The organism is Pseudoalteromonas sp. MelDa3 (assembly GCF_002863625.1).
GTDB lineage: Bacteria > Pseudomonadota > Gammaproteobacteria > Enterobacterales > Alteromonadaceae > Pseudoalteromonas > Pseudoalteromonas arctica.
Genome location: NZ_PJBR01000113.1, coordinates 1 through 13,563, shown reverse-complemented (window position 1 = coordinate 13,563; position 13,563 = coordinate 1). Strand labels below are relative to the sequence as shown.

Genomic DNA, 13,563 nt, shown 5'->3' with positions numbered 1-13,563 from the left:
TTTTGCCCATTATTAGGGCGTTAGCTTTAAGAGGATAATAAGTTGAAGAATATAGTTAAAGTCATTCCAATTGTGCTTCTATGCTTTTTGGTCAGGGCAAATGAGCAAGATAATGAGCAAGATGTTGCTGGTCAGCTCGATGAGTTTATCGTTGAAATGGAAAAGCAGGCTATTTTCAGCGGTTCAATAGCTGTCATCGAAAATGGTGAGAACATTTTTAGTAAGTCTGTTGGATATGCTGATGCTTCTAAAGCAAAACCTGTTGAAAAATATGCAGTTTTTAATATTGGTTCTATATCGAAGGGCTTCACTGCAATGTCGATCTTGCTGCTGGTCGAGGACAGTAAGCTACAGCTGGAAAACTCTCTATCCACCTACTTTCCTGAGCTGCCAAACTGGGCTGAGAAGATTACAATTAGCCATTTGCTGAGTCATTCCTCAGGCTTGCCTGCTAATGGATATCAGCCTTATTTGGACAATACTAAAATTATTCCTAAATTAAGGACGGTGACTGAGATCGAGTTTCAGCCCGGAGAAGATACGCTTTATGGCAGTTATGGGTATCAGCTTTTAGCAATGGTTGTTGAAAGAATAACTGAGCAACCATTTGGAGCCTTCGTTCAAGACAGAATTTTCGTGCCATTGAATATGAAGTATAGCTATGTACTAGGAACTGAACCGCGGACGACGGCACAGCTTGCCATCGGATACGAATTTGGTCGGGGAAACGTGCCGCAAGACTTCACAACCGGTGCCAGTAATGTCTATTCAAATGTAAGTGACTTGCTGAAATGGGAGCGCGCGCTGTCTAACAATGCTCTGGTAAAGCAGGCGACTTTACAACAGGCATTAACGCCATCTAAATGTTGGGGAAATGATTGCCGATTAAATGCCGATTTTGGTATTGGTGTATACAAAAACGATGAGCTTTGGGGGATTCATCATCATGGTGGATTTGGCGGTTATCAATCCATGTTGTATCGATTTCCCGAAAAGAACAGGGCCATAGTTTTTACTGCAAATAACGGGTTAGAACTTCAGTACAACGATATTCGATTTACGCTGATATCTATTTTGGATGGTGAAAGTCCGGCTTATCCAAAGAAAGATGCTCATATTATGTATTACGACGTGTTAATGAATAAGGGATTAGACGAGGCAAAATCTGCTTTTATATCAATGCGAAAGAAGTCTGACATTTATGATGTAAATGAGAAAGACATAAACTCCATTGGTTACTTTTTGCTTGGTAACAACCACGCTGAATTAGCAGTCGAAACCTTTAAGTTTTGTTCTGAACAGTTTCCTGATTCCGCTAATATCTGGTATAGCTATGGCGAAGCCTTAGAAACCGCTAAGGATATAAAAGGAGCTCGTCATGCCTATGAAAAAGCACTGAAGCTGGTTACAGCGAACCAGAATGAAAAGCTTGCTGCAAGTATTAAGAAGAATCTGCAGAGAGTAAAAGCATTGACGGAATTAACTGAAAGCTAACAAGGCCAGGCAAGCGACGCCAAACAGCAGCGCGCCTGCTGGCAGCGTTAGCCACCATAAGGAGCACCAACTAAATGCGAAAAGTATTATCATTTCTTACGTTGTTATTTTTTTTCAAATTTTCTAATGCGATAGCAAATGAATATACTTTTTTTGAAAATGTTGATAAAGCATTAATTGAAAAGTCATTTTCTGGGAATATTTTTGTTGCTCATGGTCAGCAGATTTTGCACTCAAAATCTTTTGGCTATTCCAACAGAGAAAAGAAAATTAGATTTAGTGAAAATACAATTTTTGATATTGGATCAATAACCAAACAATTTTTGGCTACGTCAATAATGATACTCTCTGAGCAAGGTCGACTATCTGTTGAAGATGAACTAACAAAATACTTTCAAGACGTACCTGAAGATAAGAAAAAGATAAAGTTACACCACCTTTTGACACATACTGCAGGCTTTCCGGCAAATCTTTCGAATCATCAACTTTACGATGTCGTTGACTACAAAAAACTCCCTTCTCTGGCATTCAAGGAAAGGCTGCTATCGATGCCTGGTGAAAAATATCAATATTCAAATATTGGTTATAGTTTATTGGCAAGAGTAGTAGAAAGTGTCACAAATAAAAATTGGGAGCAGCACATCAGCGAAACATTGCTACAGCCTTCACGAATGACTAGTACAGGCTACCGTATTCCTAATTTTAAATCCGAAGTATTGTCTATAAATTATGGCGCTGATCAAAATGCATTCCAACGTCTATTTTCTATTGAAGCTAAAAGTCGCAGTGTAGGTCATTCGTTAAAACACTTATACGATACCCCAGGTGAACGTTGGATGGAGGGGGCTGGTGGTTTTATGTCTACAGTTTCAGATATGCACAATTGGTATCTGGCTTTACGCTCCGGCAAGCTTTTGAGTGAGGAATCATGGAAAGTACTGTTTGCGCCTTACGTAAAAGAAGGAGAAAGCTCAAGTTATGGTTATGGTTGGGCTATTACTACTGGTGAAAAAGGAAGTCGATTAATAACCCATAATGGCTCCAATGGTTACTCTTTTGCTGATTTTAAGTACTATCCAAACGAGGATTTGCTAGTGTTTGTAGCTACAAATGATATTGACAATTATCCCGAGGAACTAATAAAAAAACTTAACGTAATTGCTATATCAAAAGTGGCTAACAAGCCATTCAAGCAGGACAAATAACAGTTAGCTATTTGCTCCTTCGTCGCTTATTTTAGCCAACTATTATTTGCCTCTTAATGGGGCGTTAGTTTACTGGTGAATTAAAAACAGATATGAGTTTAACTAAAATTATATTATTGGCATCATATTCATTATTCTTTGTTTGTGGTTTATTGACTGGAAGAGATAATACTCAAGATTGGATTGCATCTTTTGTACTATATAGCATGACTCATTATTATATTTTACCATTTTGTACAGGTAAGCCAATGTCGTTACCTTATTCAAGTGAAATAGCGAGTGTGGGTGAAAAAGATGGTTATCGTTATTTGTTGTTTGGTATATCTTTCGTTTTAGCGTTAACGGTTTTAGCAAATTAAATCGATAAGTAAACTAACAAGCTGTTCAAGCGGGACAAAAAACAGTTTGCTGTTTCGTCCCTCAACATTTTAGCAAACAATTTTTGCCCCTTAACAGGGCGTTATACATCCTAGGAAAAGTGTTGTGCTAATTCGAGCGATTAACAGTCAAAGAAGATTGAAGCCTTACTTTTATTCGCAGTCTGCGAAAGTTGGCGGTGTTGGTTGCTTATTTGGATTTGCAGTTGCATACCCGTTATTTTTCTTTATTGCTTCAAGCTTTGGTATCGAGTCAGATATACCAATCCGTAGCTACGACGGAGATACCGTATTGGCAGTGTTCACATTATGCTTCTTAATCCTAAGTTTATCGCTTTACACGTTTTGTGCTTTATTTGCCTTCATTTACTATGGCATTAAATGCAAAAAAGGATATATCGACAGAGAAGAACTTATTAATATCGTATTCAAAGGTATCTACCCAAAGCGGTGGCAACGTGGGCTTTAGTTCGGATGTATAACAAACCACTCAAGGCTCTCGCTTCGCTCGCAGGGACGCTAACACATGGGCTGCGTCACTTCGTTCCTAAATTTAGCCCATGTATTATCGCCCCTTAGTGGGGTGTTATGATCTTCTGGAGAAAATATGCGAGAACTAATAAAGGCACCGCAGGATTGCTCACAGGAAGAGCTACTACTTTTTGAAAAATTTGTTATGGAAGGTGGGGAAGTTCAGTCTCAAGGATTGTCAGGACGAATTAAATTTGCGCATCGACTTATTTTTATTCATCTCAATGATGGATGTGTTGCTATTGGGGCGTTGAAATGCCCAAATGCAGCATATAAAAAAAGAGTGTTTCAAAAATCTGGTGTGCCTAATGACGAGAGTAGCTATCTCTATACATCGCCAAAATCACGAGGCCAAGGTGTTGGTAGTTTTCTTATGAAATCTGTCAGTAAGGCTTTAAATGGAAACAGTTGCTATGCAACGACTCGTGAAAATAATAGCATCATGCATCATTTGTTTGAAAAGGCTTCATTTTTAAGGCTTGGCGAAGCATATAAAAGTGATCAAGGAGACTATTATCTTGGCCTATTTGCAACAAAATCATAACAATACGCTTAAAAAGGACAAACATGACCGAACATAATTATAGGCTCTACGCTGGCAAAGAAATCTCACACTATGAGACTTTCGACGCAGCTAAAGAATCAGCCAAATTGTTCATGCCTGATAAGGTCAGCTTGCGAATAGAAATACTAATTGATATTGAGCCGGGGGAAGCTGACTTCTGGGCATATGAATATGAGGCTAATCAATGGGCACCTTCGTAAAAGTCGTAGTTGGTGACTAAGGTTATGAGTGTCCGCAATTGGCACAAAGCGGACTATCCCTAAGTCCATTCATTTAACTCCCAAGCTATAAAACCATTACTCAATACTAATACCTTGTTTTAAAAGGTACTCCACTGCTTTATCAGTATGTGGCTTAAATGCTTTCCAACGGCCTATTGCTTTATTATTAAGTGGTTGGCGTACCTGCATTTTACTGGCGGTAGAAACTGGTGCGGTGTTTAAGTGAAAATCTATACATTGCTCTTGCCACTCTAGGTTACAAAAGCTGACTAACTCTTTTATTTGTTGCTCAGGCTGTGCGACTAATTCTTCGTATTTTACTAATTTTATATTGCTGTGTTGCATGCTGAAGTGCTGCATTAGTTTGTAAAAACGGCTGTAAAATTTTGCAGTGTCGAGTAGGTCGAGCGAGTACGCGTAGTAGGGGTTATTAATGGTAAATAATTGGCGGTAGTTACCAATGCAGGTATCCATTGGATCGCGCAGCATGCAAATAATTTTAGCGTTTGGCAGTGCTTTGGTTATTAAGTCGATATAAAAAAAGTTAAACGGGAGTTTATCTATAAAGTGCTTATGGCTACCGGTGATTACGCGAGTGGCATTTAAATAGGTTGACCCAAGCTGATTAAAATCAAGCTTGTAGGCTTTACTGAGGGTTTGAGTGTCGAGCACGTGAGGTGTTTGTGTTTGGCTTAGCTTTTTAACGCTTAGGCCAAAGTCTTGTAATTCACCGGCTGATTGCACGTCGCTGTGGCTCGATAAAATACGCTCAACTAATGTGGTGCCAGATCGGGGCATGCCTAATACAAAAATAGGTTCGGCCGTTGGGTTACCTTTTGTTAGCGCTTGTTTGTGCTGTTCACTTAAGAGTTTAATATGTTCAAATAACTCAGTTGAGCTTTTATGATCAAACGGCTGCACAGCACGTTTTGCTACTTTACCTTGCTCTAACGTGTTAAAAGCCTCTGAAAACTCACCAATATCTTGATACTCTTTTGCTAAAGCATGGCCAATATGCAGTTTTGCATCGGGGTGTGTTACTTGCTCAAACACGTTTTTTAAGCGTTCAATATGGTTGTTTTGCTTACTTACTTTAGTTAAATCACTTAATGCAAAATGACTTTGATGGTGCAGTGGGTTAAGCGCTATGGCATTTTCAAAAGCGTGTTGGGCTTTATCAAATAGTCCTAAAAATTTAGCGCTTACACCGTAGTTATAATAAAACGGGGGTTGAGCTTTGTTAGCTGCTGTAGCCAGTTTAATAGCGCACTCAAAGTAGTTAAGTGCGTGTTCGTGAATGCCTGCTTGAGTAAGTGCAACGCCGAGTGTGTCGGCATCAAGTGCTTTAGTTATTTGCTTTAATGGCACCGATAGTGCGGTGTTTTTTGCTTTTTGTAATTCGCCAGTAAGTGCGTAACATTTAGCAAGTTGCGCGGTGTATTCAATACTTTGGCCAAGGGTAAGGGCTTTTTCGATGAGCTTTATTGCTTTGTGTATTTGCCCAACAGTTAAATTAACCATAGCTAACAAAAAATACCCATCAGCAAAGTCTGGTTTGAGTGTCACTAACTCCACTAGGGCTTTGTGTGCTTGCTCTATTTTACCTTGGTTTAGGGAGTGTATTGCGCTTTGATGAAGTTGCTTTAAATTTGGCCGCATGGTTTTGGTAATTATTATTTTGTAAAAGAAAATAAAAAGGCTCAAATAAATTTGAGCCTTAAAACAGTATTTAAAAAGTGAGACTGTTTAAAAATTACTATAAATTATATTTCAAATTTGTAGTTAAATTTAACACCTACCGTAAGCGGGCGATTAATGTAATGGCCGTAGTTACGTTGTATGTCGGCACCATTAGCGGATGTTATATCGGCATCTGAACGACGAACGGATGTAACCGCGTATTTGTTGAATAGGTTATCAACATATAGCGTAGTTGACCATGCATCAGCCGTTAATTTAGCTGATATATTACTTAAGCTGTAACCTGGTAGTGTTTCGCCGTTATCACGAAGTCCTACTCTTGAAAGCACGTCGCTTTGCGCGGTTAAACCGTAGTTAATATCAAGCGTTTTGTCGTTAAACACGTCTGTTTGATAGTTTACACCCATCGAAAATTGGTTTTCAGGTGAGCCTGGTAAACGGTCGCCATCTTCTGCGCCACCGGTACCATCGGCATTAAACAAAAATGGTGCGTCTGATGTTAGCTCTGCTTTTGTGTAGGCATAAGTTGCATAAACCGAGAACGAGTCAGATAAAATTGCACGAGTTGATATTTCAACCCCTTTTGCATTAGCGCTGCCTGCGTTTGAAATATATGTTAATTGGCCTATATCCGTAGCGCCCGTAATTTGTGCATCATCCCAATCTACGTTAAATAACGCGGCGTTAAAGTGTAGTTGGCTTCTAAACCATGTACTTTTAAAGCCTAGCTCGTAGTTTGTTGTGGTGTCGGCTTCATATAGTAATTCGTCAGGTTTGCCACAGCCTGTTTGTTGATCCTCAACAATTGGATCAGGACAAGACACTAAACCGTTTGAGCCGCCAATTCTGAAACCTTCACTTACTGTTACATAGCCCATTACAGAGTCAGTAAACTGGTATTTAGCATTAAATTTAAATAAGTTACCGTTATCGTCAGCCTCATCTTTCTCGTATTCAACAGTGATCGCATCAGGATCTGCGCCACCATACAGTGTATTGGCTAGCGGGAAGTCAAAAGCCGCTTGCGACTCTATATCGTATTTGTAAAAACGGGCACCAATGGTCACATCTAATTTGTCGGTAACTTGGTAGCCAACTTCACCAAATAGTGCAGACTCAGTGACGGTACTTTTTGTAAGCTCTAAGTATTCTAATGAGTCAGGTCTTAGCTGCTCGCCACCAAAGTTATCGATAGCGAATTGGTCAAACCCAGGCGTAAACTCTCTGCTTGATGCTTCGGTTTCTGTTTTGTTGTAAAAGCCACCCACAATCCAGTTAAAGTCGCTGTCGCCTTGCGACACTAAGCGAATTTCTTGAGTGAAGGTATCTTCTTCGTCTATTTCACGGGTAAACGTTGAAAACGAAGGAAATTCTTCATAGCCGTAATCAAGACGAATAAGTAAATCGGTTTGATCGCGTTGGCCGTCGGCATCAAAGCTTGAAATACCGGTTGCCGATACGAGCTCTGCAAAACCTAGGTCGGCTTTTAGTTCAAGGCTTAGTAATTGATCTTTTTTCTCGCGAGGCTCTTCAAAGCGATAAGCTGATTCGTATTTACCTATTACGTCGCTTAAACCGTTGTTTGCATTAAGGCTGTTGTAATGAACAATCGAGCGGCCTTCGCTGTCTTGGTTTTGGTAAAAGTAGTTAAGCGTACCTTCAAACGATTCATTTGGTTTAAAGCGAACAGAAATACGACCAGTAGTGGTGGTTTCGCCGTTGGCGTCTTTTACATTTTTAAGGTTGTTATTAACTGCTGAGCTATCGCTCCAATCTGGATCTGGCAACGATACGCCTGGCTCGCGTACTACGTAGCCGTAATCGATAAAACCAGGGTCTTCATATACATTTAAGCTGGCGCGAACTGCTAATTTATCTTCGATAATAGGAAGGTTAAATATAAAACCGCCTTCGCCACCTAAAGAGTCACTTTCTTTTGTTTGAAACAGGTCGCCGTAAACTTCAAGCGATGTAAAATCAAGCTCAGGCTGTTTAAGCATGTAGCGAATTGCACCGCCCAATGTGCCTGCACCATAAAGGGTGCCTTGTGGCCCAATTAATACTTCAACGCGCTCAATATCTACAAGGCGCATATCTACCGAAACCGGAATTTCGTTAATGTAAGTAGATACCGTGCCACCATCTGACGATGGACCAGAAGAGTTTGTATTTAAACCACGAACAATAATAGGCGAGCCAGAGCGGCCACCTTGATCGGTAATTGTTAAACCAGGTACCCAGCGTGCTACATCCGCAAGCTCATTGATATTTTGATCTTTCATTATATCTGCATCAAGGGCTGTAATATTTAGCGGTGCATTTTGCACAGAGCCGCTGCGCCTTGTTGCTGTAACTTCGATTACTTCGAGTGATTTGTTTTTAGCTGCAACTTCTTCTTGAGCAAGTGCGGCATTAGGCAATAAAAATACGCTAGAAACAGCGCTCGAAATAGCCAAGGTTAACAAGCTTGGTTTAAACATAAAAAGTGATCCCCAGTTCAAATGTTTTACATTAGTAAATTAAGTTAAGCAGTTTATCAGGGAGTGAAGTAGCTTGGAATATCTAAATTGAATTTTAATTCACTTTTATAGAATAAATATGGTTTGTATGTGGGGTTTTTATTTAGTTAATAGGCAATATAAGCAATAGCTTAGTGCTATTAGGTACAGTTAGGTTAAAAATCACACCCTTGTTTAAAGGTAAATAGTCATTCATTTTTTAAAGATGGCTTTATGACGTGCTCGTTAAACAAATTATTACATTAAAATTGATAGTTTATAATGTCATTAGTTATGCTTTTATTAGCACTGTTAAAGTATGTTTTTATCCCCATTAAGAGTGTTAAGTCGTGACTATAAGTAACTGTGTAAGTTATTGAGTGAGCGTGTTTGATTGCCGCTTCGTATTCTCTTTTTTTATTTTGTCCGCACTTTTTTGTACGTGTTTTTAAGGATTAACAATGAGCCAACTATTTTCGCCTTTATCACTTGGGCAAGTAACGTTAAATAACCGAATTATTATTGCTCCTATGTGCCAGTACTCAGCAAACAATGGCGCTGCTAGCGATTGGCACACTATTCATTTGGGCCAATTGAGTTTGAGTGGTGCAGGGTTGCTAATTTTAGAAGCAACAGCAGTAAACCCAGAAGGGCGTATTAGCTACGGCGATTTAGGGCTTTGGAATAACGAAACCCAGCAAGCACTAGGCAAAAGCCTAAAAGCAGTAAAAAAATACAGCCCTATGCCTATTGGTATTCAGTTAGCGCATGCTGGGCGTAAAGCATCAACTGAAAAACCATGGGACGGTGGCGATGCCATTGCACCTGATGATGTCAATGGCTGGCAAACGCTCGCACCTTCGGCAGTTGCGTACGACGATAGCAGCCCAGTGCCAAAAGCAATGAGCCAATCTGATATTGACTCACTAATTAAAGATTTTGTCAGTGCAGCTAAACGCGCTGATGAACTCGGCCTTGATTTAATCGAGCTACATGGTGCGCACGGCTACCTGTTACACCAGTTTTTGTCGCCACTTTCAAACAAGCGCGATGACAACTACGGTGGCAGCCTAGAAAACAGAATGCGCTTATTGCTTGATGTGTTTAAAGCGGTAAGAGCGGTATTTCCTAGTGAAAAAGCAGTGGGTGTACGTATTTCGGCAACTGATTGGGTTGAAGGCGGCTGGGATTTAGATCAATCGATAGTGCTTAGTAAAGCGCTTGATGAACTAGGTTGTGATTTTATTCATGTAAGTACTGCGGGTTTAAGTCCTGAGCAACAAATACCAGTAAAACCTAATTTTCAGGTACCGTTTGCAACAGCCATAAAAGAAGCTGTGAATATGCCTGTTATAGCGGTGGGTTTAATTACACAGGCGCAACAAGCCGAAGATATTATTAGTGAGCAGCAAGCCGATGGTGTAGCGCTGGCGCGTGGCATTTTATATAACCCGCATTGGCCGTGGCATGCAGCTGCAGAGCTTGGCGCTACAGTAACTGCACCTAAACAGTATTTACGCTCAAGCCCACATGGGCAGCCATCACCAATTAAGTAAAACGAAGCTTTTTGTAAAAACCCAACCCGCGTTTGCTGGTTGGGTTTTATTATTTTTATAAAGTAGAGACACACATGACCCAAACAGGCGTTTCAGCGCAACCACTTAGCAATACACTCGTTACTATTATTGCTTTGTGTTGCGGTCTTATTGTTGCCAATATTTACTACGCTCAACCTATTATTGAGTTGCTTGCTCCAGAAGTTGGATTAAGTGCGCACAGTGCTAGCCTTATCGTATCGCTTACACAAATAGGCTACGCTTTGGGATTGTTTTTTTTAGTGCCATTAGCTGACTTAATTGAAAATAAGCGTTTAATGCTTATTACTTTAGCTGTGTCGTTTTTGAGTTTGGTGGGTACGGCACTTGCTGATTCACCTAATGTAATGCTTATTTTATGTTTAATGATAGGCATGAGCTCGGTTTCTGTTCAGGTGCTTATTCCGCTTGCTGCGCATTTATCGTCTGACGAGAAGCGCGGGCAGGTTCTTGGCAATATTATGGCGGGTCTCTTGCTAGGTATTTTGCTGGCAAGACCTATATCGAGCTTAATAGCCGATCACTTTGGTTGGCGCGCTGTATTTTACTTTGCAGCAGGGTGTATGGTGTTTATTGCAGGCGTAATTTATTTTGCTATTCCAAGCAGGCAACCTACCCATAAAACAACGTATTTCAAGTTATTAAAATCGCTTAAACAGTTAATGATAAGCCAACCAGTGCTGCGCCAACGTTCACTTTTTCAAGCATTAATGTTTGCATCGTTCAGTTTATTTTGGACGAGCGTACCGGTTGTGCTTGCCCGTGAGTATGGTTTATCGCAATCAGAAATAGCATTGTTTGCATTAGTGGGTGCGGCAGGTGCTGTAGCTGCCCCCATTGTTGGTCGCTTGGCAGATAAAGGCTATACACATCAGGTATCGTTACTGGCCAAAGTAATTGCAGCAGTGTGCTTTTTACCAAGCTTATTTGAGCTACCTTACGGCATTATAGTATTGGCATTAACCGGTGTGTTTATTGATTTTGCTGTGCAGGCCAATATGGTATTGGGTCAACGTGCAGTGTATGCACTAGAGCCACAAAGCCGTGCGCGTTTAAACGCTATTTACATGACGAGTATATTTGTAGGTGGCGCAGTAGGCTCGCTTATTGCCAGCCCATTATATGAAGCGGGCGGCTGGACTGGTATTGCACTGGTTGCAACGGGCATGCCGCTTATTTCGTTGATTGGCTATTTGGTTACAACTAAAAAGCAAAGTAAGGCTGTGAGTTAAAAAATTACCGGAACAACATAATAAAGTCACCATGTTGCGTGGTGACTTTATTTAGGTTATTTGGTAGTTAATTAAGTAGTCTGTTTTTTTGCGTTTGAAAACGAGCTACCAACAGATGCAATAATTACAAGTAAAATAGCGAGCCACTGCCATAAAGTAAGCAATTCACCCAGTATAATAAACCCTGCGAGCGAAGCTATTGCAGGCTCTAAGCTCATCATTACGCTAAACCCTTGTGAAGGCATGTTACGCAGTGCAACCATTTCAAGTGTGTAAGGCAGTGCGCTTGATAAAATAGCAATACCAATACCCAGTGGGATAATTTCCCACGTAAACGCGGCGCTTTGCAGAATGCCGCCGTAAGGTACTAGCACTATAGCGGCAACGGTCATACCCAATGCGACAGTTGCTCCACCAGAGCTTTGTGTGCCCGTTTTTTTACCAAATAATATATAACCTGCCCAACATGCACCGGCACCAAGCGCAAGCGCTACACCCAATGGATCAAGGCTGTCTTGGCCGCTCATATCAGGAAGCAGAAGTAAAATACCGGCAATAGCACACGCAACCCAAAATAAGTCACGTTTGCGGCGTGATGAAAATAAGGCAACAGCAAGCGGGCCTGTAAATTCAAGCGCTACACCAATGCCTAGTGGAATGCGTTCAATGGCGTAATAAAACAAAATGTTCATGCCGCCTAAACTTAAACCATACACAATTATAGGAATACGATTACCAGAAGTAGGTAAGTGTTTCCAAGGTTTAAACACTAAGCAAAGTATAAAGGCAGAAAAACCAAGCCTAAGGGCAGTTGTACCTTCAGGGCCAACAATAGGAAAAAGCTGCTTTGCAAATGACGCGCCCGTTTGAATGGTCATCATAGCAAGCAGTACACACACTATAGCCAGTAAATAACTTTTTGAAGATGCTTGCATTTTTATCCTTGAGTTGAGTAACTCTATCAATTAGTTATGTAATGCAGGGAGTATAAAAGCTAAACCCGCCCGATATTAATGGCGGCATAGTATCTTTTTTTAAATTTATAGGTAAGTGTTTGCGACCAAAAATAGCGCAATTAAAAGTATATTAAATAGGGCGGGTAAATAAAGTAAGAGGTAAAGTTAGCAAACAGGCGTTTGCTAACTTTAATCAGTTGGTTAAAAGGCCCTAATGGGCACTTTTATTAACTAAGCCATCAAGCGAGTAGAGGCCTCGTTTTTCATCATTTTTGCGTTTAATTTCTTCAAGTGCGCGCGATTCTACGGCATCAAATAAAGCATTAATTAAGCGGTTAAAATGTTTGTGCATTGCACTGCGCGCTGCATTTGCATCATGCGACTTTAGGGCTGTATAAATAGCGGTGTGTTCGTCCATAACGCACTCGTTATTGTTTTTACACACACTGCCATAGTCAGCAACAATTTGTGGGTTTGTTAAACGTAAATCCCACAAGTTAGACACTGCAAATTCAAGTGCTTTATTGCGCGTTGCTCTAGCTATAATTTCATGAAACTCACGGTCGGCTTGCTCAACATAAAGGCCTTTCTCCATGGCAATTAATGTTTTATTTAGTTGCTCTAGTTCTTCTTCTGTAATGCTTTGAGCAGCTAAAGCGGCAATTTCGCCTTCAATTAATGCGCGAGCTTGAGTAAGTTCAAATGCACTGATCTCTTTTGATTTTATAGATGCATTTTTTTGTTCTACTACGTAAACACCAGAGCCGGTTTTAACTTCAACTCGGCCACGTACTTCTAATGCGATAATAGCTTCTCTAATGGTAGGGCGACTTACATCAAACATTTCTGCAAGTTCACGTTCAGGTGGTAAACGACTCCCAGCAGAAAATTCGCCTTGATTTATTAAAGACTCAATTTTATCAACTATGCGCCAAAATAAGCGACGATTACCCATACTTTACCTTCATTACCTTAAGGAATAATGGCCTCTGGGGCCTAAAAGTCAAAACCAACTGTTAATACCAGAGGTTACCTCAAAATTCACTATTATGTCAAAATTCTAACGCGATGTTATGGTTAAAAACCACTATACACCAATGGTTGTATTCTTGTATTACCAATTTAGTTTAAAATAATGCAATTGGCTAGCTTGATTGGTAATGTTTTTATGTGTTAGGTTAGTTTTAA

General features: G+C 40.3%; 12 protein-coding genes. 8 read left to right on the top strand and 4 right to left on the bottom strand.

What is annotated here, in order from left to right:
* The first annotated feature begins 42 nt into the window (after nt 1–42).
* From CXF89_RS16835 to CXF89_RS16810, 6 genes are all read left to right on the top strand, one after another.
* Nucleotides 43–1,494, top strand: a complete 1,452-nt coding sequence (locus tag CXF89_RS16835; protein WP_121955262.1) for a serine hydrolase — start codon at nt 43–45, stop codon at nt 1,492–1,494.
* Nucleotides 1,495–1,568: 74 nt separating this feature from the next.
* Nucleotides 1,569–2,699 (top strand): serine hydrolase domain-containing protein, encoded by a 1,131-nt coding sequence (locus tag CXF89_RS16830; protein WP_121955261.1) that lies wholly within the window; start codon nt 1,569–1,571, stop codon nt 2,697–2,699.
* A 92-nt stretch (nt 2,700–2,791) separates the two neighbouring features.
* On the top strand, nt 2,792–3,058 hold the full coding sequence (locus tag CXF89_RS16825) for a hypothetical protein (RefSeq protein WP_121955260.1): 267 nt from the start codon (nt 2,792–2,794) through the stop codon (nt 3,056–3,058).
* 124 nt (nt 3,059–3,182) lie between these two features.
* A complete protein-coding gene (locus CXF89_RS16820; RefSeq protein WP_121955259.1) occupies nt 3,183–3,545 on the top strand; it encodes a hypothetical protein in 363 nt (120 codons plus the stop codon).
* A gap of 138 nt (nt 3,546–3,683) precedes the next feature.
* Nucleotides 3,684–4,151: a GNAT family N-acetyltransferase gene (locus tag CXF89_RS16815; RefSeq protein WP_121955258.1), complete on the top strand. Its 468-nt coding sequence runs from the start codon at nt 3,684–3,686 to the stop codon at nt 4,149–4,151.
* Between the two features lie 23 nt (nt 4,152–4,174).
* The gene (locus tag CXF89_RS16810; RefSeq protein ID WP_121955257.1) at nt 4,175–4,372 is read left to right on the top strand and encodes a hypothetical protein; all 198 of its coding nucleotides are present in this window, start codon (nt 4,175–4,177) and stop codon (nt 4,370–4,372) included.
* Between the two features lie 96 nt (nt 4,373–4,468).
* On the opposite strand, the gene CXF89_RS16805 is transcribed toward CXF89_RS16810, so the two are convergent.
* A complete protein-coding gene (locus CXF89_RS16805; RefSeq protein ID WP_121955263.1) occupies nt 4,469–6,052 on the bottom strand; it encodes a tetratricopeptide repeat-containing sulfotransferase family protein in 1,584 nt (527 codons plus the stop codon).
* Nucleotides 6,053–6,156: 104 nt separating this feature from the next.
* Nucleotides 6,157–8,574 carry a TonB-dependent receptor gene (locus tag CXF89_RS16800; protein WP_121955256.1) on the bottom strand — a complete coding sequence of 806 codons (2,418 nt, stop codon included), beginning with the start codon at nt 8,572–8,574 and terminating at the stop codon, nt 6,157–6,159.
* A 479-nt stretch (nt 8,575–9,053) separates the two neighbouring features.
* Here CXF89_RS16800 and CXF89_RS16795 point away from each other — a divergent pair, with 479 nt between their 5' ends.
* The gene (locus CXF89_RS16795; RefSeq protein ID WP_121955255.1) at nt 9,054–10,148 is read left to right on the top strand and encodes an NADH:flavin oxidoreductase/NADH oxidase; all 1,095 of its coding nucleotides are present in this window, start codon (nt 9,054–9,056) and stop codon (nt 10,146–10,148) included.
* Nucleotides 10,149–10,222: 74 nt separating this feature from the next.
* Nucleotides 10,223–11,419: an MFS transporter gene (locus CXF89_RS16790; RefSeq protein ID WP_007581814.1), complete on the top strand. Its 1,197-nt coding sequence runs from the start codon at nt 10,223–10,225 to the stop codon at nt 11,417–11,419.
* Nucleotides 11,420–11,490: 71 nt separating this feature from the next.
* Here the strand turns inward: CXF89_RS16790 and CXF89_RS16785 are convergent, their stop codons facing one another.
* Nucleotides 11,491–12,354, bottom strand: coding sequence for an EamA family transporter (locus CXF89_RS16785; protein ID WP_007375633.1), 864 nt, complete (start codon nt 12,352–12,354; stop codon nt 11,491–11,493).
* Between the two features lie 232 nt (nt 12,355–12,586).
* A complete protein-coding gene (locus CXF89_RS16780) occupies nt 12,587–13,330 on the bottom strand; it encodes a FadR/GntR family transcriptional regulator (protein WP_002960591.1) in 744 nt (247 codons plus the stop codon).
* Nucleotides 13,331–13,563: the final 233 nt, after the last annotated feature.

Coding starts and splice junctions, on each gene's coding strand:
- CXF89_RS16785 (WP_007375633.1), bottom strand. CDS start 12,354: ATGCAAGCATCTTCAAAAAGTTATTTACTGGCTATAGTGTGTGTACTG.
- CXF89_RS16825 (WP_121955260.1), top strand. CDS start 2,792: ATGAGTTTAACTAAAATTATATTATTGGCATCATATTCATTATTCTTT.
- CXF89_RS16800 (WP_121955256.1), bottom strand. CDS start 8,574: ATGTTTAAACCAAGCTTGTTAACCTTGGCTATTTCGAGCGCTGTTTCT.
- CXF89_RS16805 (WP_121955263.1), bottom strand. CDS start 6,052: ATGCGGCCAAATTTAAAGCAACTTCATCAAAGCGCAATACACTCCCTA.
- CXF89_RS16830 (WP_121955261.1), top strand. CDS start 1,569: ATGCGAAAAGTATTATCATTTCTTACGTTGTTATTTTTTTTCAAATTT.
- CXF89_RS16795 (WP_121955255.1), top strand. CDS start 9,054: ATGAGCCAACTATTTTCGCCTTTATCACTTGGGCAAGTAACGTTAAAT.
- CXF89_RS16815 (WP_121955258.1), top strand. CDS start 3,684: ATGCGAGAACTAATAAAGGCACCGCAGGATTGCTCACAGGAAGAGCTA.
- CXF89_RS16790 (WP_007581814.1), top strand. CDS start 10,223: ATGACCCAAACAGGCGTTTCAGCGCAACCACTTAGCAATACACTCGTT.
- CXF89_RS16780 (WP_002960591.1), bottom strand. CDS start 13,330: ATGGGTAATCGTCGCTTATTTTGGCGCATAGTTGATAAAATTGAGTCT.
- CXF89_RS16810 (WP_121955257.1), top strand. CDS start 4,175: ATGACCGAACATAATTATAGGCTCTACGCTGGCAAAGAAATCTCACAC.